The sequence below is a fragment of the Streptomyces smaragdinus genome, assembly GCF_009604385.1.
GTDB classification, from domain to species: domain Bacteria; phylum Actinomycetota; class Actinomycetes; order Streptomycetales; family Streptomycetaceae; genus Streptomyces; species Streptomyces smaragdinus.
On sequence record NZ_WEGJ01000033.1, the window covers coordinates 35,518 to 60,511 of the forward strand.

28 protein-coding genes are annotated in these 24,994 nt (G+C 72.6%); 17 read left to right on the top strand and 11 right to left on the bottom strand.

The features are described 5' to 3' along the window. Window positions 1-3 precede the first annotated feature (3 nt). The 4 genes from SRB5_RS28080 (at window position 4) to SRB5_RS28095 (ending at window position 3,765) form a co-directional block, all read left to right on the top strand. On the top strand, window positions 4-207 hold the full coding sequence (locus SRB5_RS28080) for an MbtH family protein (protein ID WP_153456254.1): 204 nt from the start codon (window positions 4-6) through the stop codon (window positions 205-207). After that, window positions 204-458, top strand: coding sequence for an acyl carrier protein (locus tag SRB5_RS28085; protein ID WP_323378615.1), 255 nt, complete (start codon window positions 204-206; stop codon window positions 456-458). Before SRB5_RS28080 ends, SRB5_RS28085 begins: the two co-directional genes overlap by 4 nt. Beyond that, complete coding sequence (locus SRB5_RS28090) at window positions 455-1,870, top strand: condensation domain-containing protein (protein ID WP_153456256.1); 1,416 nt, start codon at window positions 455-457, stop codon at window positions 1,868-1,870. Before SRB5_RS28085 ends, SRB5_RS28090 begins: the two co-directional genes overlap by 4 nt. Window positions 1,871-1,935: 65 nt before the next feature. Next, window positions 1,936-3,765 carry a N,N-dimethylformamidase beta subunit family domain-containing protein gene (locus SRB5_RS28095; protein WP_323378628.1) on the top strand — a complete coding sequence of 610 codons (1,830 nt, stop codon included), beginning with the start codon at window positions 1,936-1,938 and terminating at the stop codon, window positions 3,763-3,765. On the opposite strand, the gene SRB5_RS28100 is transcribed toward SRB5_RS28095, so the two are convergent. After that, window positions 3,746-5,029, bottom strand: a complete 1,284-nt coding sequence (locus SRB5_RS28100) for a DUF6271 family protein (RefSeq protein WP_323378616.1) — start codon at window positions 5,027-5,029, stop codon at window positions 3,746-3,748. The two genes, SRB5_RS28095 and SRB5_RS28100, sit on opposite strands and share 20 nt — an antisense overlap. After that, window positions 5,011-6,093: a phytanoyl-CoA dioxygenase family protein gene (locus SRB5_RS28105; protein ID WP_228390508.1), complete on the bottom strand. Its 1,083-nt coding sequence runs from the start codon at window positions 6,091-6,093 to the stop codon at window positions 5,011-5,013. The genes SRB5_RS28100 and SRB5_RS28105 overlap by 19 nt, the downstream gene beginning before the upstream one ends. A gap of 160 nt (window positions 6,094-6,253) precedes the next feature. Between SRB5_RS28105 and SRB5_RS28110 the strand changes: the two genes are divergently transcribed. Beyond that, window positions 6,254-6,511: a DUF7218 family protein gene (locus SRB5_RS28110; protein ID WP_153456257.1), complete on the top strand. Its 258-nt coding sequence runs from the start codon at window positions 6,254-6,256 to the stop codon at window positions 6,509-6,511. 3 nt (window positions 6,512-6,514) lie between these two features. Here SRB5_RS28110 and SRB5_RS28115 read toward each other — a convergent pair whose 3' ends face one another. The 3 genes from SRB5_RS28115 to SRB5_RS28125 form a co-directional block, all read right to left on the bottom strand. After that, window positions 6,515-7,741 (bottom strand): cation:proton antiporter, encoded by a 1,227-nt coding sequence (locus SRB5_RS28115; protein ID WP_323378617.1) that lies wholly within the window; start codon window positions 7,739-7,741, stop codon window positions 6,515-6,517. 4 nt (window positions 7,742-7,745) lie between these two features. Further along, entirely contained in the window at window positions 7,746-8,231 is a 486-nt protein-coding gene (locus SRB5_RS28120) for a cation:proton antiporter regulatory subunit (RefSeq protein ID WP_153456258.1), read from the bottom strand. A 61-nt stretch (window positions 8,232-8,292) separates the two neighbouring features. Next, window positions 8,293-9,672, bottom strand: a complete 1,380-nt coding sequence (locus SRB5_RS28125) for a DUF2252 domain-containing protein (protein ID WP_153456259.1) — start codon at window positions 9,670-9,672, stop codon at window positions 8,293-8,295. Window positions 9,673-9,841: 169 nt separating this feature from the next. Between SRB5_RS28125 and SRB5_RS28130 the strand changes: the two genes are divergently transcribed. The 3 genes from SRB5_RS28130 (at window position 9,842) to SRB5_RS28140 (ending at window position 12,707) form a co-directional block, all read left to right on the top strand. Continuing rightward, window positions 9,842-10,045 carry a hypothetical protein gene (locus tag SRB5_RS28130; RefSeq protein WP_153456260.1) on the top strand — a complete coding sequence of 68 codons (204 nt, stop codon included), beginning with the start codon at window positions 9,842-9,844 and terminating at the stop codon, window positions 10,043-10,045. 89 nt (window positions 10,046-10,134) lie between these two features. After that, window positions 10,135-11,400: a chloride channel protein gene (locus SRB5_RS28135; protein ID WP_194293050.1), complete on the top strand. Its 1,266-nt coding sequence runs from the start codon at window positions 10,135-10,137 to the stop codon at window positions 11,398-11,400. Between the two features lie 104 nt (window positions 11,401-11,504). After that, entirely contained in the window at window positions 11,505-12,707 is a 1,203-nt protein-coding gene (locus tag SRB5_RS28140; RefSeq protein ID WP_153456261.1) for a hypothetical protein, read from the top strand. Window positions 12,708-12,720: 13 nt separating this feature from the next. Here the strand turns inward: SRB5_RS28140 and SRB5_RS35990 are convergent, their stop codons facing one another. Beyond that, on the bottom strand, window positions 12,721-13,236 hold the full coding sequence (locus SRB5_RS35990; protein ID WP_194293051.1) for an Hcp family type VI secretion system effector: 516 nt from the start codon (window positions 13,234-13,236) through the stop codon (window positions 12,721-12,723). Between the two features lie 177 nt (window positions 13,237-13,413). Here SRB5_RS35990 and SRB5_RS35995 point away from each other — a divergent pair, with 177 nt between their 5' ends. Next, entirely contained in the window at window positions 13,414-13,833 is a 420-nt protein-coding gene (locus SRB5_RS35995; protein WP_194293052.1) for a DUF6193 family natural product biosynthesis protein, read from the top strand. A gap of 58 nt (window positions 13,834-13,891) precedes the next feature. On the opposite strand, the gene SRB5_RS28155 is transcribed toward SRB5_RS35995, so the two are convergent. Continuing rightward, on the bottom strand, window positions 13,892-14,188 hold the full coding sequence (locus SRB5_RS28155) for a hypothetical protein (protein ID WP_153456264.1): 297 nt from the start codon (window positions 14,186-14,188) through the stop codon (window positions 13,892-13,894). Window positions 14,189-14,369: 181 nt separating this feature from the next. Here SRB5_RS28155 and SRB5_RS28160 point away from each other — a divergent pair, with 181 nt between their 5' ends. Further along, a complete protein-coding gene (locus tag SRB5_RS28160) occupies window positions 14,370-15,017 on the top strand; it encodes a DUF433 domain-containing protein (RefSeq protein ID WP_194293053.1) in 648 nt (215 codons plus the stop codon). Next, window positions 15,017-15,457: a PIN-like domain-containing protein gene (locus SRB5_RS28165; RefSeq protein ID WP_153456265.1), complete on the top strand. Its 441-nt coding sequence runs from the start codon at window positions 15,017-15,019 to the stop codon at window positions 15,455-15,457. Before SRB5_RS28160 ends, SRB5_RS28165 begins: the two co-directional genes overlap by 1 nt. Before the next feature lie 39 nt (window positions 15,458-15,496). Here SRB5_RS28165 and SRB5_RS28170 read toward each other — a convergent pair whose 3' ends face one another. Beyond that, entirely contained in the window at window positions 15,497-16,420 is a 924-nt protein-coding gene (locus tag SRB5_RS28170; protein ID WP_323378618.1) for a LysR family transcriptional regulator, read from the bottom strand. Window positions 16,421-16,537: 117 nt separating this feature from the next. Between SRB5_RS28170 and SRB5_RS28175 the strand changes: the two genes are divergently transcribed. Together SRB5_RS28175 and SRB5_RS28180 are read left to right on the top strand one after the other, a co-directional pair. Next, window positions 16,538-17,758 carry an MFS transporter gene (locus tag SRB5_RS28175; RefSeq protein ID WP_228390516.1) on the top strand — a complete coding sequence of 407 codons (1,221 nt, stop codon included), beginning with the start codon at window positions 16,538-16,540 and terminating at the stop codon, window positions 17,756-17,758. Then, entirely contained in the window at window positions 17,755-18,309 is a 555-nt protein-coding gene (locus tag SRB5_RS28180; RefSeq protein WP_153456266.1) for a cysteine hydrolase family protein, read from the top strand. Before SRB5_RS28175 ends, SRB5_RS28180 begins: the two co-directional genes overlap by 4 nt. On the opposite strand, the gene SRB5_RS28185 is transcribed toward SRB5_RS28180, so the two are convergent. Beyond that, entirely contained in the window at window positions 18,306-19,073 is a 768-nt protein-coding gene (locus SRB5_RS28185; RefSeq protein WP_153456267.1) for a crotonase/enoyl-CoA hydratase family protein, read from the bottom strand. The genes SRB5_RS28180 and SRB5_RS28185 overlap by 4 nt on opposite strands. Window positions 19,074-19,093: 20 nt before the next feature. Further along, the gene (locus SRB5_RS28190; protein ID WP_153456268.1) at window positions 19,094-20,581 is read right to left on the bottom strand and encodes a long-chain-fatty-acid--CoA ligase; all 1,488 of its coding nucleotides are present in this window, start codon (window positions 20,579-20,581) and stop codon (window positions 19,094-19,096) included. A 126-nt stretch (window positions 20,582-20,707) separates the two neighbouring features. Between SRB5_RS28190 and SRB5_RS28195 the strand changes: the two genes are divergently transcribed. From SRB5_RS28195 to SRB5_RS28210, 4 genes are all read left to right on the top strand, one after another. Beyond that, window positions 20,708-21,313 (top strand): maltokinase N-terminal cap-like domain-containing protein, encoded by a 606-nt coding sequence (locus SRB5_RS28195; protein WP_153456269.1) that lies wholly within the window; start codon window positions 20,708-20,710, stop codon window positions 21,311-21,313. Window positions 21,314-21,351: 38 nt separating this feature from the next. After that, the gene (locus tag SRB5_RS28200) at window positions 21,352-21,969 is read left to right on the top strand and encodes a helix-turn-helix transcriptional regulator (RefSeq protein ID WP_323378620.1); all 618 of its coding nucleotides are present in this window, start codon (window positions 21,352-21,354) and stop codon (window positions 21,967-21,969) included. 33 nt (window positions 21,970-22,002) lie between these two features. Continuing rightward, complete coding sequence (locus SRB5_RS28205) at window positions 22,003-22,467, top strand: DUF3291 domain-containing protein (protein ID WP_153456270.1); 465 nt, start codon at window positions 22,003-22,005, stop codon at window positions 22,465-22,467. A 109-nt stretch (window positions 22,468-22,576) separates the two neighbouring features. After that, a complete protein-coding gene (locus SRB5_RS28210) occupies window positions 22,577-23,359 on the top strand; it encodes an alpha/beta fold hydrolase (protein ID WP_153456271.1) in 783 nt (260 codons plus the stop codon). Between the two features lie 728 nt (window positions 23,360-24,087). Here SRB5_RS28210 and SRB5_RS28215 read toward each other — a convergent pair. Then, window positions 24,088-24,972: an MOSC domain-containing protein gene (locus tag SRB5_RS28215; RefSeq protein ID WP_153456272.1), complete on the bottom strand. Its 885-nt coding sequence runs from the start codon at window positions 24,970-24,972 to the stop codon at window positions 24,088-24,090. Window positions 24,973-24,994: the final 22 nt, after the last annotated feature.

The window sequence follows — 24,994 nt, forward strand, 5'->3', positions numbered from 1 at the left end:
CCCATGAGCAACCGCTACATCGTCGCCGTCAACGACGAGGAACAGCACGCCCTCTGGCCCGAAGGCACCCCCCTCCCCGCCGGCTGGCGCGAGGAGGGCTTCTCCGGCACCGAGGAGGAGTGCACGGCCCACGTCGACTCCGTCTGGCCCGACATCCGCCCGCTCAGCCTGCGCACCAGCCTTGCCGCCCGGGGAGGCGCCCGGTGAGCGTCCCCGGCAGACAGCACCTGGCCGAGCTCGTCTCCCGCGCCACGGACCACACCGTCGGCGTGGACGAACTCCTCGCCTCCACCGAACCGCTCACCGCCCTCGGCGTCAGCTCCCTGTCGCTGCTGCGCCTGGCGGACGCCCTGGAGGCCGAGTTCGGGATCGTGATCGACCTCGCCGACCGCACCCTCTACACGGCCGGACTCGACGGGCTCGTCACCCTCGTCCGGGACCTCGGCGCGAGCGTATGACGGCACCGCTCACCGCCCCACGGACCGCGCCCGCCGGTGAACCCCTCCCCGTCCCGTTCACCGGCGGGCGCGCCGGGGAAGCGCCGCTCACCTGGGGTCAGCGGGCGATCTGGCATGCGATCCGGCGCACCGCCCCCAACGACCACTACTTCAACCTCGGCCGCGTCCTCCCCCTCGCCGACCGCGGCACCCCCGTGGACGTCCCCCGCCTGACGACCGCCCTCACCGCGCTGATGGAACGCCACGAGTCCCTCCGCACCCGCGTCGTCACGGACTACGAGGGCGACACCCGCCAGCAGCTCCACGCGACGGGCACCATCGACCTCACCGTCCACGACGACGCCCACCCCGACGCCCTCCTGACGGAGCTCGTCGGCCGGCGCTTCGACTACGCGGAGGAGTGGCCCGTCCGGTTCGCCGCCGTCCGCAGCGGCGGGCGGATCACCCACGTGGTCCTCGCCCTGTGCCACCTGGCGTCCGACGGACACGGCGCGGAGGTGCTGGTCCGCGACCTGCGGCTGCTGGTCCGCCGGGGATCCGCCGGGCCCGCCTGCCCCGACACCCCGTACGACCTGGCCCACCGCCAGCACTCCCCGGCCGGCCGCCGGACCAGCGCCGCGTCCCTCGCCCTGTGGGAGCGCGGCCTGCGCGAGGTCCCCCCGACGATGTTCGCCCGTCCCGTCGCCGAACCGAGCACCCCCCGCTGGTGGCAGGGACGCCTGGTCTCCGCCGCCCTCCCGCGCGCCGTGGACGCCCTGGCCGCCCGGCACCGGGTGAGCGGCTCCACGGTCCTGCTGACCGCCGCCGCGGCCCTCGTAGCCGCGAGCCAGGGCCATCCCGCCGCCGCCGTGATGCCGATCGCCGGCAACCGGGCGGGTGCCGACCGGCACAACCTCGTCAGCACCCTCTCCCAGGACGCCCTGTTCGTCCTGCGCATGCCCGACGACCCGGCGACGACCTTCACCGGCCTGCTGGCGGACGCCTGGCCCGCCGCCCTCGCCGGCTACCGGGCGGCCTCGTACGATCCGGCCGACTGCGACGCCCTGCGGGAACGGGTGTCCCGTGAGCGCGGCACCGAGATCCACCCGTACTGCTGCTTCAACGACATGCGCCTGGTCGACCGCCCCCCGACGGCCCGCCCGGCGCCGGACGCCGCGGAGCCGGCGGAGCTCCGCAGCCGTACGACACTCGACTTCGCGTCCAAGGAGGAGCTGGTCGCGTGCCGTTACTGCGTCCACGTCTCCGGCGACAGCACCGCCCTCACCGTCACGCTGATGGCCGACACCGTTTATCTGCCGCCCCCCGCGATCCACGCCCAGCTGCGGGCGATCGAGGAGGTCGTCGTGTCCTCCGCCTTCGGCACCCCGCCCACGCTTGCCCAGCTGCCGGACCTCCTGGAGGACCGCCCGTGACCACCACGCCCGTCGCCCGGCCGGTGGCGCGGACGGACACCCGCTCCTGCGTCCAGGGCGGCCGGATCCGCTTCGGGCTGACCGCCGGGGACAGCGGGCCGCTCACCGGACGGGTCGTCGTCACGGACGTCGTGGCGGAGGTCGTACGGGCCACGGCGGAGATCGCCGAAGCGACGGCCTGGGAGCTCGACGTACCGCAGGACTGGCCCAGTTCGCTGTACCGGGCGAGCTTCCACGACCACCGCCCCGAGGTGCCCGAGGCGGAGCGGGACGCCGAGTACGAGGTGTGGTTCGTCGTACGGGCCGCCCGTCCCGCCACCACCTCCGCGATCCTCGTCTCCATCCCCTTCGCCACCTGGCGCGCCTACCACCGCGCCGGCGAACCGGGCCGCAGCATCTACTACGCCGAGCAGCCCCACCGCGCCTCCCGCGTCGACCTCACCGCCCCCGGCGGCGGTCCGCCGCCCGAGCGCTGGGAGGAGCCGCTGCTGCGGTGGCTGCACCGCACCGGCCGCCCCGTCGAGTACTGCTCCGGCTTCGACCTGCACGACGGCGCCGAACTGCTCGCCCCCTACCGGCTGCTGGTGGTCAACGGACACGACGAGTACTGGACCGCCGGCATGCGCGACAGCGTCGAGGGCTTCGTCCGCAAGGGCGGCAATCTCGCCGTCTTCGCCGGCAACACCGCCTGGTGGCAGATCCGCCTCGAGGACGACGGCCGCACGATGGTCTGCCACCGCGACGCCGCCGCCGACCCGATGACCGCCGTCGACCCCGCGCTGGCGACCGTCGAATGGTCCGCCTCCCCCGTCGACCGCCCGGAAAACACCATGACGGGCGTCAGTTTCCGCGCCGGGGCGGGCGCCTGGGGGCCGGGCATGACGGTGATGGGGGAGGAGGCGTACACCGTGCGCTTCGCCGACCACTGGGTGTTCGAGGGGACGGGCCTGTCGGACGGCGACAGTTTCGCCCGGGGGAGCCTCGGTTACGAGACGGACGCCGCCGAACTCGACTGGTCCCTCGGCGTCCCCCGCTCCACCGGCCGCGACGGCACCCCCCGCTCGTTCACCACCCTGGCCACCGCCGACCTGCGGCACTGGCGGGTGTACGGGCAGGGCGGCTGGGCCACCATGGGCACCCACCGCCTCGGCGCCGGTACGGTCTTCAACGCGGCGACCATCTGCTGGGGCCGGGCGCTGGGTGATCCGGCGGTCGACCGCGTCACCCGCAACGTCCTCGACCGCCTCTCGTGCGCGTCCCCCACGCCCCGCTGGCACACGGTCGGCCCGGCGCCCGGGCTGCGGGCGCTCACGTCCTGCGAGGGGCTGCTGTTCGCCGTGGCGGCGGACGGTTCGACGCTGCTGTACCGCGAGCCGTCGGACCAGAACCTGCCGTGGACGGCGTGCCCCGCGGACGGTCCCCCGGTGGAGCTGCGCTGTCTCGCCGCGCCGAGGGAGGCGTGTCACCCCATGCCGCTGGCGCTGCTGGCCGTGACGGCGGACGACCGCCTCGTCCACCGTGCCCCCGTCCCGGGGGCGGCGCCGTGGGCCGACGCGGGGCGGGTGCCCGAGGGGACCGGGGCGCTGGCGATGTGCGACAACACCCTGTTCGCAGTGACGCCGGGGGACGACACGCTGCATCACCGGCCGGCGCATCCGGCGGACGCCCCCTGGACGGTGCTCGGTCCGGCGGGGAAGGCGGTGTCGCTGACGGTGCTGGGCGCCCGGCTGTACGGGATCGGGCCGGACGGCGTGCTCTCCCGCCCGCCGGTGCTGACCGGCCTCCCGTTCACCCCGGTCGCAGCCTTCCCGCCGGCGACGGTGCTCGCCTCGCACGCGGGGCGGCTGCTGGCGGTGACGCCGGACGGCCGCCTGATCAGTCACCCGGCGGTGTGACCGCCCGTACGAGGGACCGCCAGCCGTCGATCAGGAAACCGAAGTCCGCCATATCGCCCGCCGCCCGCTCCAGCAGCCCCCCGCGGCGGGCGGCCACCGCGTCCGCGACGGCCGTCCAGCGCCCGCCGAGCTTGCGGTAGGAGCCCTCGATCACGTCGAGCTTCCCGGCGTTCCGCGAGCGGTCGAGCCCCACGCTCTCGTGCACGTACGCGGCCACCGCGCCGGCCCGTACGAACCCGTCCCCGTCCAGCAGCGCGTCACCGGCCGCGAGCGTCCGGGCGTACACGGCGTTGAGGTACCCCGTCGACAGCAGGAAGCGAACGAACCGCAGCTGGTACGCGAGGAACCCGGCGTCCGTGCGCCGCTCGCCCGTGTAGTGGTTGACGATGTGCCGGTTGTGCAACACCCCCGGCAGCCCCGAGTCGTGCACCAGATGCGTGAGGAAGTAGTCCGTGCCGATGGTGTCCCTCGCGGGCGGCAGCGGCACCCGTCCGTACACCTCGTGCGACAGGCTGATGTTGCACATGTCCACCCGCATCGGGCTGACGGCGGTGAGCGTGGTGTGGTCGCCGTCGAACCGGGCTCCGCCCGCGCCCCGGAAGGACGACTCGACCAGCCGCCGCCGCCACGCGGGCGGACAGTCGTCCGGGATCCACAGCCCGACGACGTCCTGATAGACGTCCGGATCAGCCGACCGAAGCTCCGCCAGATCCACGGACATCTCCCCGACGAACGACCCCCCGACCAGCGCCACCCGCCGGTCCCGGGCGGCCGGATCGAGCCGGCTGCGGGTGACGTCACCGGCCACGTCGGCGGCCCGCCGCCCCAGGGACGTCAGTTCATGGTGCACGGGGAAGACGGGCGAACCCCCGTAGTACTGATAACGGCTGTCGGAGTCCCGCCGGTGCACCGACGTGCAGCCCAGCGCGGCGGCGAAGAGGAACGCCCGGTTCGTGCACGCCCCGTACGACACCCCCTCCGGCAGCAGCAGCCCGAGCAGCCGCCCGGCCTCGGGGAGACCGTCGACGGCCTGACGGAGGAACGCGCGCTGGGCGGCCGTACCCAGATGGTGCACGACCACACCCCGCGCCGGGGGCAGCGCCCGGACGGCCGCCGCGTTCTGCGGAGCCTCCGACGTGTCGAGGACCCCCACGTGGACCTCGACGTCGAAGTTCCGCGCCGCGTAGGCGGCCTCCGCCCCCAGGGCGGCGACGGCGTCCGGGCACGCCCGGTCGGTGGGCAGCGCTAGGAGGACACGGCGCACGCGGGCTCCCGGGCGTGCCACGAGTCGAGGCCGAGGAGCCGGCGCCCCAGCCCGTCGAGCTCCGCCGTCGGGTACCGCCGCGCCTCGGGGCGCACCGGGTCGCCGGTGAGCGTCGGGTTCCAGCGCGGGGTGCGCAGATGGCGCCAGGAGTCGATGCGCGACGCCCGTAGCGTTTCGTGCTCCTCCAGCGCCGGCATCATCGACAGGTACTGCACCGCCCGCGCCCCGTCCGCCGAGGTGTTGCGGGCGACGCCGTGGGCCAGCAGCCCGTTCCAGATCAGCAGGTCACCGGGCTGCAGCTCGGGCCGTACGACGGGGAACTCGGCCCGGTCGATTGCCGGCCGGATCGGATCCCGGCCGGCGGGCTGTTCCGCCTTCCAGGCGTCGAACCGGTGGAACAGCTCCGGACAGCACTGGAAGCCGCCGAGCTCCTCCCGGGTCTCGTTCAGCGCGATGATCCCCTGCACGCGCTGCGGGGGTACGTCGAGCGTGGTGTCGATGTCCCAGTGCAGCTCGATGTCGAACCCCCGGTCGGTGGGGTCGATCAGCGCGCGGTCCCGGTTTTTCACGTTCGGCGGATTGAGGTTGAGCCGGTCGAGGGTCACCCACAGCTCCTCGCAGTCCCAGACGTCCACGAACGCGTCGTACACGCGCCGTGTCTGGCGGCTGTCCCACAGGAGCTGGTGGTGGTACGCCTCGACGAACCCGTAGATGTGCAGCTGCTGGTCGAGAGCCGACCGGAACTGCCGCTCCTCGTGCCAGGTGTCCGGGCGGTACGGGTCCAGGCCCTGGAAGTCCCAGGTGAAGTCGAGCAGTTCGCGGGCGGCGGCCGCCGGTATCGCCTCGCGTACGACGACGTATCCGTAGCTCTGCCAGTGCGCGAAGTCCGCCTCGCTCAGCACCCGCAGCGGATGGCTCTTCGTCCGCTCGCGGAGGGACGTCTGCGCGAGGTACGACTCCCCGTCGGCGCTGAAGTACGGCACCTCCGTGGCGGCGCGGTGAAGGCGTGGCGGACGGCGGCGGCGGACGCGCCGGGCGGGCGTGGGCTGCATGAGTTCGTACATTGGTCCAGACCTTCGACGCTGTCAAGTGTGCTGCCGGGAAGGCCGGATGGGCGGTGGACGTCAGGCGCCCGTCCCGTCGGCCGCCCAGAAGTGGCGGGCGGGACGGGACGGGCGTAGCTGTGGAGACAGGGGTACGGACGACGTTACGGAGCTGTGAGCCATGCCCAGAGCGCAGATCAAGGACGAGCGGACCTACCGGGCCCTGCGCCGTGAGGGCGCCGGCAAGGAGAAGGCCGCCCGGATCGCCAACAAGGCCGCCGCCACCTCACGCAAGGCCGTGGGGCGCTCCGGCGGGAAGGCCGGGACGTACGAGGACCAGACCAAGGAGCAGATCTACGCCCAGGCCAGGAAGGTCGGCATCGAGGGCCGGTCCAAGATGACGAAGGACCAGCTGATCCGCGCCCTGCGCAGCCGCTAGCGCCTACAGCGGCTCCCGGTCCGCCGCCTCCACGGGCTCCCGCGGCGCCGGTACGACGGCCTTCCGGCGGGCGGTGAACCGCTCGCCCACCAGCCGGGCCGCCGGCTCCGTCCACCGTGCCGTGAGCGGCCCGACGACCACCAGGATCAGCACGTACGCCGTCGCCAGCGGTCCCAGCCGCGGCTCCACGCCCGACGTCACCGCCAGCCCCGCGATGACGATGGAGAACTCCCCGCGCGCCACCAGCGTCCCGCCCGCGCGCCAGCGGCCCCGTACGGAGATTCCCGCGCGCCGCGCCGCCCAGTAGCCGGTCCCGATCTTCGTACCGGCCGTGACGATCGCCAGACCGGCCGCCGGAAGCAGCACCGGCGGAATGCTCGCCGGATCGGTGTGCAGCCCGAAGAAGACGAAGAACATCGCCGCGAACAGATCCCGCAGCGGCGACAGCAGATTGTGCGCGCCCTCCGCGACCTCCCCCGACAGCGCGATCCCCACCAGGAACGCCCCGACGGCCGCCGACACCTGCAGCTGCTGCGCGATGCCCGCGACGAGCAGCGTCAGCCCCAGCACGACCAGCAGCAGCTTCTCCGGGTCGTCGGAGGACACGAACCGCGAGATGACCCGCCCGTACCGCACCGCGAGGAACAGCACGAGCCCCGCCACCCCCAGCGCGACGGCCAGCGTCACACTCCCGGCCGCGAGTCCCGCCCCGGCCAGCAGGGTCGTGATGATCGGCAGATACACCGCCATCGCCAGATCCTCGAGCACCAGGATGCTCAGAATCACCGGTGTTTCCCGGTTTCCCAGTCGCCCCAGGTCCGCCATCACCTTGGCGATCACCCCGGACGACGACACCCAGGTGACGCCGGCGAGCACCACGGCCGCGACGGGCCCCCAGCCCATCAGCAGCGCCAGCGCGGCGCCCGGCAGGGCGTTGAGGACGGCGTCCACCAGACCGGCCTTGTACTGGGTCGTCAGATTGCTGACCAGATCGCTGGCGGTGTACTCCAGCCCCAGCATCAGCAGCAGCAGGACGACGCCGATCTCGGCGCCGATCGCCACGAACTCCTCGCTGGCGGCCAGCGGCAGCAGCCCGCCCTTGCCGAACGCCAGCCCGGCGAGCAGATACAGCGGTATGGGCGAGAGCTGGAGACGCCCGGCGAACCGGCCGAGGAGCCCCAGACCCAGGATGATCGCCCCGAACTCGATGAGGATGACCGCGGAATGCACCCGATCACTCCCGTCCGAGGATCCCGGCGGCGGCGTCGACGCCTTCCCGGGTGCCGATGACGATGAGCGTGTCGCCTCCGGCCAGCCGGAAGTCGGGCCCCGGCGAGGGGATGGCCTCCGCCCGGCGCAGCACGGCGACGATGGACACGCCCGTGTCGGTGCGCATCCGGGTGTCGCCCAGGACCCGCCCGTTCCAGTGGGAGAGGGCGGACAGTTCGACGCGTTCGGCGACCAGCCCGAGGTCGGTGGTGGACAGCAGGCTGGGGCTGTGGTGGGAGGGCATCAGCGCGTCGATGAGGGCGGTCGCCTCGCCGGAGGTGAACCGCAGTGACAGGGAACACGCGTCGGGGTCGTCTCTCTCGTACGCGCTGAGCGTGCGGGTCCCGTCCCGGTGGGCGACGACGGAGACGTGCTGTTCGTCCTTGGTGGTCAGGTCGTAGCGGACGCCGATTCCGGGCAGCGGAGTCTGGCTGAGGCGCGGTGTGGGCATGGCGGATCCCCCCGGGAAGACGGATTTTGCCTCCACTTTACCTAACGGCAAATCGTCTCATTCACTCATTAGACGGTTTCTTTTCGGGTGTTACGGACGTCTCATTTCCCTCGACCCGCCCCTCCGCCATCGCCTCCCGCAGCGCCGCGTGGTCCTCCGCCGTCCGGTCGGCGTACCGCAGCGCGAACTCCGTCACCGCCCGGTCGAACGACGCTCCCGGCCCCAGATACGCCGCGATCGCGATCCGGTCCCCCGTCCGGGCGTGGGCGCGTGACAGCGCCGTACCGCAGAACGCCGCGTAACGGCGCAACTGTCCGGCGCTCATCGAACCGACGTCCGCCGAGCCCTTCATGTCCCGCAGCTGCCGCCAGTAGTAGTGCCGCCCCTGCGGCCCGCTCACCCAGCCGAGGAAGATGTCCGACGCCGCCTGCAGCAGCCGCTGCCCCGCCACCACCCGCTGACCCCCGTGCGCGTGCGGACCCGGACCCAGATGCGCGGCGAGCACCGACGGTCCCGCCTCCTTCATCTGCAGCAGCAGCGGATCACCGGCGTCCCGCCCCTCGAGCAGCGCGATGAAGCACCGGGTGCCGACGCTCCCCACCCCGACCACCTTCCGGGCCACGTCCACCACCCGGAACCGGTCCAGCAGGGTGCGCCGCTCCTCGGGGAGGGTGGCGCGGTAGTCGGCGAAGACCTTGCGGATCGCGGACTGGTCGAAGTTGCCGAGGGGCTCGACGTACGGGGGATCGCGGACGATCCAGTGCCGTCCGTCGACCTTCTCGGTGAGCTTCCCGAGGGCCTGCAGATTCGTCCGCCGCCGGGCGCGCGCCAGGCTCGCCTCCACCCGGAACCGGTCGCGGCGGCCGATCAGCGGCAGCAGGTCGGCGGTGTCCATGCGCTCGTACCAGACGGCGAGCTCCCCGAGCTCCGCCAGCCGGCGCAGGTTCGTGCGGTACGCGGCGACGGCGGCCGTCACCGCGCGGCGGGTACGGGTCTCGTCCAGGCCGCGGTCGCGGGCGGCGACGGCGACGCTGGCGGCGAGACGCTCGACGTCCCACTCGAAGGGGCCGGGGTGGGTCTCGTCGAAGTCGTTCACGTCGAAGAGGAGAGCCCGCTCGGGGGAGGCGTACAGCCCGAAGTTCAGCAGATGCGCGTCGCCGCAGAGCTGCACGGTCAGCCCGGTGTGCGGCCGGGCGGCGAGGTCCGCGGCCATCACGGCGGCGGAGCCCCGCAGGAACGCCAGCGGGGAGGCGGCCATCCGTGCGTACCGGAGGGGCAGCAGCCGCGTCACACGGTCGGCGCCCTGACGTATCAGCACGTCGACGGGATCGGGGCGGTCGGGGGCCGCCCGCCAGTCACCGTGCGCGGACCGCGGCAGCTCCTGGCGGACGGCTCTGCCGCGGGCGGCACGCTCCTCGGGCGCGTACGGGTTGGTCAGCATCCGGGCGCGCTCCTTCCGGGGGGCGGCGGTTCTCCAAGGATCGGCGGGCGGGGGCCGGTTGTCCTGCCGGGGCGGTGGCGTCAGCCGAACGGACGCGCACGGCTGTCGGGTCTCCCGCGGGCGTCAGACGCTGGTACGCGGTGCGCACGATCGGACGAAGGGCGGCGCCATGAGCCAGCGACCCACACCCCACGAGCCGGAGCAGAGCCCTCCGGCACCCCCGATGCGGGAGCATCCGCAGCCCCGCAAACGCGCCGGCCGGCACCCGCAGAGCCCGCCCGCGCCCCCGATGGGCGAGGAGTCGACGCCGCCGGCGCCCGAGCGCCCCATGCCGGAGCGCACCCCGCCGCGCGAGGAGCCGCGACGCCGGTGAGGGGGACGGCGCCGCTCCCGGCCCAGGCGCCGTTCCTTGCGTCGGTGCCCCGGGCGTCCCTTCCGGCGTCCGTGACCCGGGTCCCGTAGATGGCCACCCCCGCTGGTCTCGCCGACCGCGGCTTCCTCCGGCTGCTGCTGCTCTCCGGCGTCATCGGCGTCCCCATCGCGCTGGTCTGCTTCTTCTTCGTCGGCCTCCAGCACGAGCTCCAGCACTGGGTGTGGGAGAGCCTCCCGCACGCCGTCGGCTACAACCGTGCGCCCTGGTGGTGGCCGCTGCCCGCCCTCCTCCTCGCCGGTCTGCTGCTCGTCCCGGTGCTCACCCGTTTCCCCGGACACGGCGGCCATGTGCCGGCGGACGGCCTGATGTCCGGCGACCCCATCGGCCCGCGCGACCTGCCGGGCGTGATCCTCGCGGCGCTCACGGTGCTGCCGCTGGGCGCGGTGCTGGGCCCGGAGGCCCCGCTGATGGCGGTGGGCAGCGGGCTCGCGCTGCTCGCGGCTCGGTCCGCCGGTCCGGCGGCGTCGAAGGTGCTGGGGACGGCCGGTTCGACGGCGGCGATCGCGACCATCCTGGGCGGTCCGCTGCCCGCCGCCGTGCTCGTCCTCGAGGGCGCGGCGGGGCTGGCGGGAGCGCGGACGGCGATGCTGCTGCTGCCGTGCCTGCTGGCGAGCGGGGCGGGGGCGCTGGTCTTCACCGGGTTCGGCCATTGGACGGGGCTGTCGATCGGCGCGCTTACGCTGCCGGACGTGCCGAAGGAGGGGACACCGGACGCGGGGGACTTCCTGTGGGGGGTGCCGCTGGCCGTGCTGATCGCCGTGGTCATCGCCTGCGGGCACCGCCTGGGCCGGGCGACGGCGGCGTGGACCGGGCGGGACGCCGCGGCGCGTACGGTGCTGTGCGCGGTTGCTGTCGGGGGGCTGCTGGCGGCGTACGCGCTGGTCACCGGCCGATCGCCGCAGGAGGCCGCGCTGTCGGGGCAGGCCACGCTGGCGCAGCTGGCCGCGGCGCCGGGGGCGTGGGCCGTGGGGACGCTGCTGGCGCTGGTCGTGTGCAAGGGGCTGGCCTGGGCGGTGTGCCTGGGCAGCATGCGCGGCGGCCCCATCTTTCCGGCGCTGCTGCTGGGGGCGGCGATCGCCGTCGCCGCGTCGGGGCTGCCGGGGCTGGGCGCCGCTCCGGCGCTGGCGCTGGGGCTGACGGCGGGTATGACGGCGCTCACCCGGCTGCCGGTGGCGAGCGCCGTGTTCACGGGGCTGCTGATGGGGAACGCGGCGGTGGCGCAGATGCCGCTGATCCTGGTGTCGGCGGTGGTCGCGCTGGTGACGGTGGAGTGGCTGCCCGAGCGGTCGGGTTGATTCCCCGTACAACCATTGCGGCTCAAGAGGGGTCTGGCGTACCGGAACTCGCGTTCATGTGCCGTTCGAACGTCCGCAGTCGCCGCTTCACGCAGAGGACCCTCATGCTTCCGAGCTCATCCCTCCGGGCCGCTTTCGCTGCCGCCGCCTTGGTCGCGCTGGGCGCCGCCCCGGCAGCCGCCGAGGAAGGGGCCGGACCCGTACTGACGATGGGCACCCTCCCCGCGATCGACGGAGCGCGGTTGGGCAGCACCTTCGACGTACCTGCCGTCTTCGCGAACGTCGGTGACGCCTCGCTCCAGAGGGTCTACGTGACGTTCGCCGCCAGCCGCGGCCTGGAGTTCACCGACGTGCCGGCGAACTGTCTGGTCACCGAGGGGTCTTCGCTCAACACCCCCCTATCCTGCGTCTTCGAGCAGGAGGTGCGGCCGGGGAAGGTGTACGCGCTGCCGCGGCCGCTGACCGTGAAGGTCGGCGGGAACGCCCTCTACGACACCGCGAGCGTGATGGTCAGCACGTACGACGCGGGCGCCCCGGACGGCAACGACCCCCGTACCCCCGGCACCGCCCCTGCGGTCACCCTGACCGAGCGCCCCGACCTGGAGCCGGCCGACCCCGGCCCGTCGGACCACCCGGCGTACGACTCGGCGGAGGTGAAGGTCACGGCGGACAACACGGCGGACTTCCGCGTCACGGGGGCCCACCTCAAGGGCAGGGTCGGGGACACGGTCCCGCTGACCGTGAAGTTCACCGACGCGGGGCCGGCCTGGGTGCGGCGGGACGACTTCGTGGAGCGGTCGGTGACGAAGGTGCGGGTGCGGATCCCGGCCGGGACGACGGTGACCAGGACGCCGGGGTTCTGCCACCGGGTGTCCGCAGGGGTCTATGAGTGCGGCACGAGCGAATCGTGGGTGCTGGAGAACTTCGGCGAGACGTACTCGTTCAAGCTGCGGATCGACAAGGCGGTGCCGGGGGCGAAGGGCTCGGTCGCACTGGAGGACGAGCCCCGGCCGTTCGACCCGGACAAGGGCAACGACACGGCGGCGATCACGCTGACGGTCCCGGGCAGCGGGGGGCCGTCGGGCGGCTCCGGACCGTCGGACCCGGGCGGCTCCCAGACGTCGGGCGGCTCCTCGGACTCCACCGCCGGCGACGCCCCGACGACCGGCACCTCCGACACCCCCGCCGGCGGCGAGCTGGCGGCCACCGGCTCCGACGCGGCACTCCCGCTCACGGGCGCGGCGGCAGCGGCGATCGCGCTCGGCACGGCGGCGGTCGTGGTGACACGCCGCCGCCGTACCGCCTAGCGCTCGATCCGGTTCAGCAGGCCTTGGCGGTCTTCCGGTTCCAGCAGGTGGTGACGAACGTGCCGTCCGGCGCCAGGGAGGACATCGTGATCTTGCCGTAGTCGAGCGAGACCTCCTCGGACGAGGAGTCCTCCGACTGCCCGGAGGTGGAGAAGCCGGAGACGATCACGTCCTCCATCGTGATCTTGAGGTACGTCTGCGGCTGGTCCCCGCCCTTGTCGGCGGTCAGCACGGCCTTCTTGTGGTGCGTACCGGTGACGGCGCTCTTGAAGATCAGCGGACTGGTGGAGTCGGGGGCCTTGGTGAAGGAGAAGTCGATGAACTCCGGCTTTCCGGCACCACCGCCCCCGCCTCCGCCCGGGACGGCCTCGGCCGTCATGACGCCCAGCGAGTACGACTCGATCTCGATCTCGCGCTGGTGCCGAATGTTTGTGGACGTGCCGGGAATGCCGTCGATCTGAAGGAAGTACGTGCCGCTCACGCCCGGCTGCTCGTGCTCGGCGGCCACGGCCGCGGGTCCTGCCAGCATGGTTGCCGCGGTGACGGTGGCGGCAACACCCAGTGGGAACACGGATCTCATACCCGAGACAACGAACGAAGCGCCTCCTCGTTTTGCCCCAAACGAATGACTATGCCGGATTTCAGGAGGCGTGCGATGCTGCCGGAGCCCTACCCCCCTTACCCGCCGAAATCCGCCAGACCGGACATGGCCGAAGCCCGCAAACGCGGCCCGGCCGCCGCGGTGGACGCCTGCTGGGAGAACCTGCTCCTGCACTGGCACTGGCGCCACGCGGCCAACGAAGCCCTCCGCCCCGGCCGCCCGGTCCCACCCCTGATCCCCCTGGTGACGGCCGCAGCGGCCGAACCCCGCCTCCGCCGCCTGTACCCGTACACCAGTCACTACTTCCTGCGCTTCAGCAGCACCACGCATTACCCGTACGCGAACCAGGGCGGCATGATCGAGCCCCTGATCAACGGCAACTTCAGGGTCCACCGCCGCGATCCGCACGCCGACCTCGGCGAATTCACCACGGCGGAAGAGGCGGTGGCCAGGGTCGTGCGACTCCTCCCGGACACGGATCCCGAGGTCACAGCGGGGCGGGACGAGCCGACGTCCGGGGCCTAGATCTTCCCCAGCTGCCCCGCGGTTCGACTCGCCGCCGAGCGGCGGCAGCGTGCTCCGTTCAGGCCCGCGCGCCAGGACTGCCGGGTGCTGTGGCGTGCAGCGCGGCTCCGAACCCCCGCAGCATCCGGACGACCCGGGGATGCCCGCCGTTGACCTGCATCGCCGTGACCGCGGCGGTCTCGGCCTCGCCCTGCGCGAGCTGGGCGGTGTTGTTGGCGCGGTCGCGTTGCATCCGTGGGCCGAGCAGGGTGAGGCTCCGGTGCGCGTGGGACTCGGCCCGTTCGAAGTCGCCGAGGCGAAGATGTGCGGCGAGGGCCGGCGTCTCCAGCTCGGACCCGTCCCGCAGCCCGGACATCCACATGGGCGGGCGAGGTCCGGATCAGCACGATCGAGAAGGTCGCAGAGGGTGGTCACGTGTTCGGCATGTCGCCCGGCGGGTGGTTTCCGGGCTCCGGACGATTGCTCACCTGTAGCGTTGCCGGCCGAGGCACTGAGATCATCGCAAGAAGGAACGAAGCGGACCGGAGGGAGATGACATGGCCTACTCGACCCGCATGGCTGCCGCTCTTTCCGGAGCGACGGTTGGACAGCTGCGCAGCTGGCGGCAGGACCGGGGCAACGGCCCCCTCCTCCGTCCCGAACTGGCGGCCGCGCCGGCGCTGTACTCCTTCCGCGACGTCCTGGCCCTGCGCGCGTTCGCGCACCTGCGCCAGGACGTTTCCCTCCAGAAGATCCGGAAGGCTCTGGCCACGCTCAAGCAGATCGGCGAGGTCGAGCATCTGTCCAGCTACTCGCTGGTCGCGGAGGGCGATTCCATCGCCCTGGTGGGCGACGACGATCACGCCACCGACCTCGTCAAGCGTCCGGGGCAACGGGTGGTCGCCACCCTGGAGGACATCCTCCAGGAGTTCGCTCCCCGGCCCGGTGTCGTGATTCCGTGTCTTCTCCGGCCCCGGCAGCATGTCAGCGTGGATCCGGAGACTCAGGGCGGGCAGCCGGTCATCGCGGGGACTCGGATTCCCTTCGACGCCGTCGCGGAACTTGTGGAGGACGGCGTCCCGCCGGAGGAGATCGCCGACTACTACCCCGGTGTCACCGCGGACGCGGCCCGGGATGCCGTATCCCTCGCCCTGTACGTGGACAGCTACAGCACCGGCAGTACCAAAGGACCACGCGCCGCCTGATGCAAATCCTCATCGACGAGAACGTGCCCGTGCAGGTGCTGGAAATGCTCAGGCGGCTCCTGCCCAAACGTGAGGTCTGGCACGTCAGCGAGATCAAATGGGCAGGTAAGAAGGACCTCGCGCTGCTCCCGGATGCCGCGAAGAAGGGCTTCGGCGCATTTCTGACGAGGGATGCGCGACAGCTCGAGGACCCGTGGGAAACCGAGGCCATCAAGAAGTCCGGCATGCACCACATCCGGTTCACTCAAGGCCACAAGGGGATGACTGGTCTGGGGCTCGCCATGGGAGCGGTGGTTGCTGCCATGCCCTTGATCGTCACCGAACTCGATGATGTGGGCAGCCAGCAACTGATTCATATCAAGGGATTGAACCCGTCCGGCAAACACCGATTCGACCGTGTGGACCCCGCCAAGAGCCCGCCGCCCTATTGGCCGCGCTAGTTCGCGCTGTCGCTCCCTGAGCCCCCTCCGGGCCGAAGGCTAGCTCGCCAACACCCACCCCGGCCGCCAAGTCCCCTCCGCGTCCCGCCCCGGAGCCGCGCCGGCGAGATACGAACGCAGCGTTGCCAGCGCCGGGTGGGCGTTCGCGTGCTGCCAGAGGAGCGAGTGGGGATAGACCGGCGTGGGGTGGGTGATGGGGATGTGGTGGAGGGTGTGGGGCGTGGGCCAGGACTGGTGGGTGCTCATCAGGGTGGTCAGGGTGGGGGAGGACGCGATCGTGTCCAGGAGGGCGTCCGAGCCGAAGTTGGGGCCCTTGGACTCGATCCGTAGGGAGAATTCGCTGGTCAGGGCCGTGTAGTACGCCGCCCACTCGCTCCCCGGGCGCAGCCCCGGCATCCAGATCCGGTGCTCGCGCAGCGCCGTCAGCGTGACCGACGGCGCCGAGGACAGGGCGTGGGACGGGCCCGTCAGGAGCTGGAGCGGCTCGTCCAGGACCCGCGTCGACGCGATGTCCGGCGGCAGGCGGCGGGACGGGTCCGTGACCGCGCGGAACGTCGCGTCCAGCGTGCCCGCGCGGAGCGCCGCCAGCGCCGCGTCGATGTCGGGGAGCGTCACCACCTCCAGGTCGACCGACGGGTGCTTCCGGTGGAAGCCCCGCAGGAGGCCGGTCGGCGCGCTCCGGGACGTGAGGACGTCCACCCGCAGCGGGCGGGTACGGATCGACGCCGCCGCCCGGTCCGCGGCCCGCAGGAGCTCCCGGGCGTGGGGGAGGAATGCCTCGCCGTCCGACGTCAGCTCGGCGCCGTGCGGGGTGCGGGTGAAGAGGCGGACGCCGAGGTGGCGCTCCAGGGCGGCGACGCGTTTCGACACCGCCTGCTGCGTGAGCGAGAGGTCGACGGCGGCGCGCTGGAACTGGCCCGCGTCCGCGACGGTGACGACGGTTCGTACGGCTTCGAGGTCCACGTCGGCTCACCTTAGGGAACAACGGGGGGTTGTGGAGTGGCCGCCCGGAGGTTGTTTGACCTGCGGTTGTGTCCCGCGGTTGGCTCGGGGCCGACGTGAGGGGGACCGGTGAGACGGCTGGGGCGGGACTTCGGGTGGCTGTGGGCGGCGTACGCCGTGAGCGCGTACGGGTCGGGGCTCGGGTTCGGGGCGCTGCCCCTGATCGCCGTGCTGGTGCTGGACGCCGGACCGGCGGAGGTGTCCGCGCTGTCGGCGGTGGGGCCCGCGGTGGGGGCGGTGGTCGCGGTGCCGCTCGCGCCGTGGGTGGAGTTCCGGCGCAAGCGGCCGGTGATGGTCGGGACGGACCTCGTACGGTTCGCGGCGATGGCGTCGATACCCGTCGCGTACGCCCTGGGGTGGCTCGGGTTCGTACAGCTGATGGTGGTCTCCGTCGTCGTCGCCACGGCGAAGATCGCGTTCGGGGCGGCGAGCGGGGCGTTCCTGAAGGGGCTCGTGCCGAAGGACGATCTGCTCGTCGCCAACGCCCGCTTCGAGTCGACCAACTGGAGCTCCATCGCCATCGGACCGCCCCTCGGCGGCGCTGCGATCGGCATCCTCGGCCCCGTCGTCACCGTGCTGGCGGACGCCGTCAGCTATCTGCTCTCCGCCCTGAGCCTTACGGCGATCCGCCGCCCCGAATCCCAACCGGCCGTCCCTCCCGCGAAAACTCCCGCCGGAGTCCTCGACGGCTGGCGCCACATCCTCCGCCACCCCGTCCTGTGCTCCCTCTACCTCAACAACATGCTCGTCGCCGGCCTCATCATGGCCACCGAACCGATCCTCGCCGTCCTCCTCCTGCGCCACCTCGGCTTCCCGCCCTGGCAGTACGGCCTCGCCTTCGCCGCCCCCTGCCTCGGCGGCCTCGTCGGCTCCCGGCTGGCCCGCCGGGTCGTCGCCCGGTACGGGCAGGCGCGCGTCTTCCGCGTCGCTGGCACCCTGCGCGCCGTCTGGCTGATCGGGCTGGTGTTCGTCCGGCCGGGTGTCGCGGGCCTGGTCACCGTCATGGCGGTGGAGCTTGCCATCATCGTCAACATGAGCCTGTACAACCCGGTCCTCGCCACCTACCGGCTCGAGCACACCCCGAAGCACCTCGTCGCCCGCACCCTCACGGCGTGGTCGATCGGCCAGCAGACGGCGATCGCCGTCCTCACCGCCCTCGGCGGCCTGCTCGCCGCCGCCACCGGCCCCCGCACCGCCCTCACGGTCGTGGGCCTGCTGATCCTGGCCACCCCCCTTCTCCTCCCCCGGCTGCCGCAAGGCGCGAAACAGCACACCCCCGTAAGGAGCACCCCCGTATGAGCGTCGCCCTCCTCGTCATGGACTTCCAGCCCGCCATCCTCGCCTCCCTCGACGACCCCGACGCCCTCCTCGACCGCGTTGCCGGAGCCATCGCCGACGTCCGCGCGAAGGGCGGCACCGTCGCGTACGTCCGCGTCGCCTTCACGGAGGACGACTGGGCCGCGATCCCCGCCGCGAACAAGGCCTTCTCCGCCGTCGCCGAACACCGCGGCCTCCCCGACGCCGACCCCGCCACCGCCGTCCACGAGCGGCTGGCCCCCCAACCGGGCGACATCGTCGTACGGAAGACCCGCCACGGCGCCATGTCCACCACCGACCTCGACCGGCAGCTGCGTGCCCGCGGCGTGCACACGCTGGTCGTCTCCGGCGTCAGCACCAGCGGCGTCGTCCTGACCACGGTCCTGGACGCGGCCGACCGCGACTACGAGCTGTACGTCCTGTCCGACGGCGTCGCCGACCCGGACCCCGAGGTGCACACCCTTCTGCTGGACCGCGTGCTGTCCCGCCGCGCCCACATCATCGACACGGCGGAGCTGGCGGACGTCCTCTAGAAAGCGCCGTGCCGCCCGGCCCCGTCCGCGAACCGCCCCGCCCCCGCCCGCGTCTCGCCCGCCGTCAGCGGTACGAGCCCGTGCCGGTGCTCCTCCGCCAGTGCCTCCGCCACCGGCAGACCCTGGCCCGCGAGGAGGGCGAGGCGGTCGTGGCGCAGGCACAGCTGGGGGAACGCGGCGAGCTCGCGGGCCAGGGCCTCGGCGGCGGACCGGGACGTCCCTGCGGGGACGAGGCGGTTCGCCAGCCCCATCCCGTACGCCTCCCGCGCCGGGACCGGGCGTCCGGTGAGGATCAGGTCCATCGCCCGGCTCTCCCCGATCAGCCGCGGCAGCCGGACCGTCCCGCCGTCGATCAGCGGCACGCCCCAGCGGCGGCAGAAGACGCCGAACACCGCGTCCTCCTCCGCCACCCGCAGATCGCACCACAGCGCGAGCTCGAGCCCCCCGGCCACCGCGTGACCGGCGACCGCCGCGATCACCGGCTTCGACAGCCGCATCCGCGTCGGCCCCATCGGCCCGTCGCCGTCGGCGGCGACCCGGTTGCCGCGCTCCGTCCCGACGGCCTTGAGATCGGCGCCGGCGCAGAACGAACCGCCCTCCCCCCAGAGCACCGCGACGGACGCCGATTCGTCCTCGTCGAAGGCACGGAAGGCGTCCGCGAGGGCGGCGGCGGTGGGACCGTCGACCGCGTTACGAACCTCCGGCCGCCCGAGGATCACGGTGTACACGGGACCGTCGCGTTCGACACGTACAGCAGAGGCCATGCGCGACACCCTACGAGCGGTCAGCCCTCGACGCGGATGGACCGCTTGAGGATCTTCCCCGTCGGCCCCTTCGGCAGGGTCTCGACGAGCCGCACGATCCGCGGGTACTTGTACGGGGCCACCCGCGCCTTCACGAACTCCCGCAGCTCGTCCGCCGTCGTCGTGGAGCCCGGCCGCAGGGCGACGACCGCCGCGACCTCCTCGCCGTGCGTCTCGTGCGGGACGCCCAGGACGGCGGCCTCGGCGACGTCGGGGTGCTCGTACAGGACCTCCTCGATCTCCCGCGGGTACACGTTGTAGCCGCCGCGGATGACCATGTCCTTCTTGCGGTCGACGATGTAGTAGAAGCCGTCCTCGTCCCGCCGCGCCAGATCGCCGGTACGGAACCAGCCGTCGACGAACGCCGCCTCGTCGGCCTCGGGCCGCTGCCAGTACCCGGCCATGACGTTCGGCCCCCGCACCGCCACCTCGCCGACCTCGCCCTCGGGGGCGTCCTTGCCCTCGTCGTCGATCAGCCGCACGCTCACGCCCGCCAGCGGCGTACCGATGGAGCCGGCCTTGCGCAGCCCGTTGATGTCCCCGAACGTGACGACCGGTGCCGTCTCCGACAGCCCGTATCCCTCGACGACCGGACAGCCGAAGGTCTTCTCGAACCGGTGCAGCACCTCCACCGGCATCGCGGATCCGCCTGTCGCGGCGAACCGGATGGTGTCGGTGAGCGAATCGACGCCCTCCGCGGCGGCGAGCAGCCCCATGAACATCGTCGGCACGCCCTGCATGACGGTGACCCGGTCGCGCGACAGGATCTCCAGCGCCTTCGCGGCGTCGAAGCGCGGCAGCAGCGTGATCCGCGTACCGGCGCGCACGGCGGCGTTCAGCCCGCAGGTCTGGCCGAAGACGTGGAAGAACGGCAGCCCGCCGAAGACGACGTCGTCCGCCGTCATGTCGAACATGTCGACCAGCGTGGCGGTGTTGCTGCCCAGATTCCCGTGCGTCAGCTTGGCGCCCTTCGGGCGGCCGGTCGTACCGGAGGTGTAGAGCAGCACCGCCAGATCGTCGTCCGCCCGCTCCACGACCTCCGCGGCCGGCTCGGCGGCGGCCAGTTCGGCGGCGAACCCGTCGGCGGTGACATCGACGCACCGCACCCCCAGCGCCTCCGCCGCGGCCGACGCTTCCGGCACGGCGCCCGCCCACGCCAGCAGCAGCTTCGCGCCGCAGTCGCCGGCGCTGTAGCCGATCTCGCCGGCCTTCAGCAGCGGGTTCATCGGGACGACGACCGCCCCGGCGCGCAGGACGCCGTAGTAGGCGACGGCGAAGTGCGGGATGTTCGGCAGCAGCAGCGCCACCCGGTCGCCGGGCCCGACACCGTTCGCCGCCAGCCAGCCGGCGACGCGGGCGCTGCGTGCGTCGAGGGCGGCGTAGTCCAGGGTGAGGTCGTCCAGTACGACGGCCGCGGCCGCCGGCCGTGCGGCGGCGGTGGTCACCAGATTGCGGGCGAGATTGGTCATCGTTGACCTCACTTCCGGGGGCGGGCTGCCTCGAGGGCGGCGGGCGAAAACACTGTACGGCGGCATACCCGCAGGTGAGAGAGTGATCCCCGTCACCGCACCCGTACGGGAAGGACGCGCGTACCCATGGCGCACATCCACCACACCACGATGAGCCCCACCAAGCTTGAGCTGCTCGCCGCATGGCTGCCGAAGCAGGACTGGTACGCGGGCGACCCGGCGGACCTGCGCCGCTCCGGGGGCTTCCGGCTGGACGACCCCGAGGGGGAGGTCGGCATCGAGTTCATGGTCGTGGGCAGCGGCGAGGACGCCTATCTGGTGCCGATGACGTACCGGGCGGCGCCGCTGGAGGGCGCGGAGGCGGGGCTGATCGGCACGTCGGAGCACGGGGTGCTGGGCTCGCGCTGGATCTACGACGGGGTGTACGACCCGACGCTGGTGGCCACCCTCTTCGCGTTCCTGCGGGGCGAGGTCCAGGCGCAGGCGCAGAGCGTCAGCGACACCCTGGACCCGACGGTGACCGGCAGCCTGCCGCACGGCGACGCGCCGGTGACGATCGACGCGGTCCTCGGGGGTACGGACGTACGGCTCCTCCCCGAGCCCCGGACGCTGCACGTCAACCGCCGTCTGGCGGAGGGTCCGGCGCCCGACGGCGTACGCGGTCACCTCGAGGCGAACTGGACGCGGGCGGACGGCGAGCAGGTCCGGGGGATCTTCGCGACCGTACGGTGAGCTGTTTACGCAGCCGACGTTGGTCATAGAGTCGACGGGTGACCGACGACTTCTCCGTACTCGCCGCCCTGGGCGATCCCGTACGCCGCCGCCTCTACGAGCACGTGGCCGCCGCCCCCGACGACGTGGGGCGGGAGGCCGCGGCGGAGGCGGCCGGGATCTCGCGGTCCCTCGCCGCGTTCCATCTGGACAAGCTGGTCGAGGCGGGCCTGCTCGCGGTGTCGTTCCGCCGCCTGTCGGGCCGCACGGGCCCCGGTGCGGGCCGTCCGGCGAAGCTCTACCGGCGGGCCGAGGGGGAGCACGCGGTGTCCGTGCCGCCGCGCTCGTACGACGCCGCGGGGCGGCTGCTGGCGGAGGTGCTGGAGGACGCGGGGCTGGACCGGGAGCTGCAGACGGCGGCCCGGGCGGCGGGGACGCCGGTCTCGGGTGACATGGAGGCGGCGCTGAGGGAGCGCGGTTACGAGCCGTACCGGGACGGGGACACGCTACGGCTGCGCAATTGCCCCTTTCATACGCTGGCGACCGAATTCCCCGCCCTCATCTGCGGAATGAACCTCGCGCTGCTCGAAGGGCTGGCGTCCTCGGAGTGGACGCCGGCGATGGACCCGTGTCCGGGGGGCTGCTGTGTGTCCCTTTCTAAAAATAAAAATGATTGACGATAGAAGTTGGCGTGGGACATGCTGTGGCCCATGACCTCCTATCAGCTCGCCCAGGTGAACATCGGCCGTATCGTCGGCCCGCTGGACGGCCCGGAGCTGTCCGGCTTCGTCGCCCAACTCCCGGAGATCAACGCGCTGGCGGACAACAGTCCTGGCTTCGTCTGGCGGATGGTCGATGAGGACGGCGCGGACGCGACTGGCTTCCGCCCGGACGACAGTGACGGCATGCTGCTGATCAACTGCTCGGTCTGGGAGTCGGTCGAGGCGCTGCGGGCGTACGTCTATCACAGCGACCATCTGCGGGTGCTGAGCCGCCGCCGGGAGTGGTTCCACCGGATGCCGGAGGCACATCAGGCACTGTGGTGGGTTCCTGCGGGCCACCGTCCGTCGATCGCGGAGGCGATGGAACGGGTCGCGCTGGTACGGGAGCGGGGGTCGGGTCCGGAGGCGTTCACGTTCCGCGATCCGTATCCGGCGCCGACGGTCACCGTCTAGCGGCCGGATGGTGTGGTGGGCGCCGATTCCTCGCGGTCGCCGTCGCGCTTAGGCTGGCGGGCATGTGGATCGACGATGTGCCTTCGCTTCTCCGACAGGGGGTCTGACCTTGCCTTTCGCGACCTCCGCCGACGGGGAGCGGCTTCACTACGAGGTTCACGGGGACGGTGAGCCGCTGCTTCTGCTTGCCGGGCAGGCCAACAATCTGCACTGGTGGGATTCGGTGCGGGAGGACTTCGACGCGGCGTTCACCACGGTTGTCCTGGACTGGCGCGGTACGGGGTCGAGCTCTCGGCCGGACACCGATACGTACAGCACGCGGGGGTTCGTCGACGACGTCACTGCCGTTCTCGATCACGCCGGTGTCGGGCGGGCGCATGTGTATGGGACGTCCATGGGCGGGCGGGTCGCGCAGTGGCTGGCCGCCGATCGGCCCGAGCGGGTGGGGCGGCTGGTGCTGGGCTGTACGTCGCCGGGGGCTGCCCATGGGGTGGAGCGGTCGAATGCCGTGCGGCAGTCCGTTGCCCAGCGGGATCAGGTGGCTGCGCTGCGGGCGCTCAAGGAGCTGATGTATACGCCGGGGTGGCTGGCCGCCCATCCGGGGCATCGGTTCTGCACCTTGGGGGATCCGACCATGGAGCCTTATGCGCGGCGGAGGCATCTGTTGGCGAGTAGTCGTCATGATGCGTGGGAGGCGTTGCCGCGGATCGGGGCTCCGACGCTTGTCGTCCATGGGACGGACGACGAGTTCAATCCCACGGCTAATGCGGGGCTGCTCGCGGGGCGGATTCCGGGGGCTCGGGTGCGGCTTATCGAGGGGGCTCGGCATGCGTACTTCGAGGAGTTCGCGGGGGTGGCTACGCCGTTGGTGGTGAGGTTTCTTCAGGCGTGAGGCCGTCGCGCGGCGGTGTGCGTTGGTCTTTGGCTGGCGGTTGCGTCGGCCTCCGGCCGGTGGCCGTGTGCGGCGGTCTTCGGCTGGCGGTTGCGTCGGCTTTCGCGCATCCGGCCTTCGGCCGGAGGCCTCAAACGCCGGCCGGGCTGGGGGTGGGTGTCTTGGCCTCGGGGGCGGTGTCTGGTCTGCCGGGGTGCGCGTGGGCGTGAAGTGGGTCGGGGCCGCCCGACACACCTGCGCGCGTACTGCCGCGTCGTGGTCCATTCGGGCGCGTTTCCCGTACGCGCGCAGGCGTGTCGGACGTCCCCTTACTTTCGTCGGCGGCTACCGGATTGTCCCTGGTCACCGCCCCCTGTAGCCCGCCAACCGTGGGGAACTCCCCCGGGGCACAGGCCCTCGTACGGTCGCTCCCGCAGTCGCCGGCCCGGCGGCGCGAAGCGCCGACGCCTCACTCCACACCCCCGGGGGCGCGCAGCGCCGACCCTCACTCCGCATCCGAAGCCGCGCCAGCGGCTTCCCTCACTGCGAGGCGCGCAGCGCCCCGCCCCCGCTCCCTGCCCCGAGGCGCGCAGCGCCGCAGAATCACTCCGCACCAAAACACACCCCGGCCCACCCCCCGCCGGCTACGCCAGCCCCGTCACCCCGAAACGGGCGGCCGTGGGCGGGCAACCCGCCCCGCGCCGCAGGCGCGGGAAGCCGGCGCCGCGGCACCGCACAACCCCGAACACCTACCCGACGTGCCCCCGCCCCGGCGGCGGATTCAACGTCCCCGAAACCGACTCCCCCCACTCCGTCACCGAAACCGCGTCCCCCACGCGGATCCGTCCGTCCCGGACGACGGCGGCCTTCACCCCGAAGCTCAGCTTCCCCTCGAAGGCCGGCTCCCGCCGGTACGTGGCCAGCGTCCGAATCGGCTCCGGGCCCGCCCGCCGCCCCGTCACCTGATCCACCAGCGGCACATTGCACCGGATCGCGATCACGGAGTACGCGACCTCCGCCTCCCCGACCGTCATCCGACGGATCCGATCCTCGAAGTGCGGCTCGTCGGACCCCGTCAGCACCACGTTCGGCCGGAACCGGCTCATCGGCACCGCCGCCGCGTCCCCCCGCTCCGCGATCAGCGCGTTCAGCCGGTCCAGCGACGCCGTCGAGGTCACCAGCAGCGCGTGCGCGTCCCCGAAGTTGACCTTCCCCGGCGTCTCGCCCCACCCGTCCCGGTCGAAACCGGGCCGTACCCGTACAAGCCGGGACTTGGCCCCCAGCGCCTCGGAGAACCACTCGGCGACCTCGTCGCCCTGGTCCACCGCCTCGCCCATCTCCCGCTTGAACATCGTCACCCCGACCCGCGACCCGTCGAAGGCCACCGGCACGGTCAGCGGCTCCACGTCCGGTGCCGACAGGCGCAGCCCCGCGCCGTCGTCCAGCACCTCCGCCGTGACGGCCGCCATCCCGGGCAGCTTGCGCTGGCTGCGGAAGGAGTTGTCGCCGGCGTCCACGACCATGAACATCCGGTCGTGCGCCAGCCCCGCGACACCCGCCTCGGCGGCCTCGACACGTACGCCGCGACATCCCTTGATCGGGTAGTACGTCAGCTCCTGAACGGTGATCCCCATGGCAAGGAGCCTAACCGGAGTC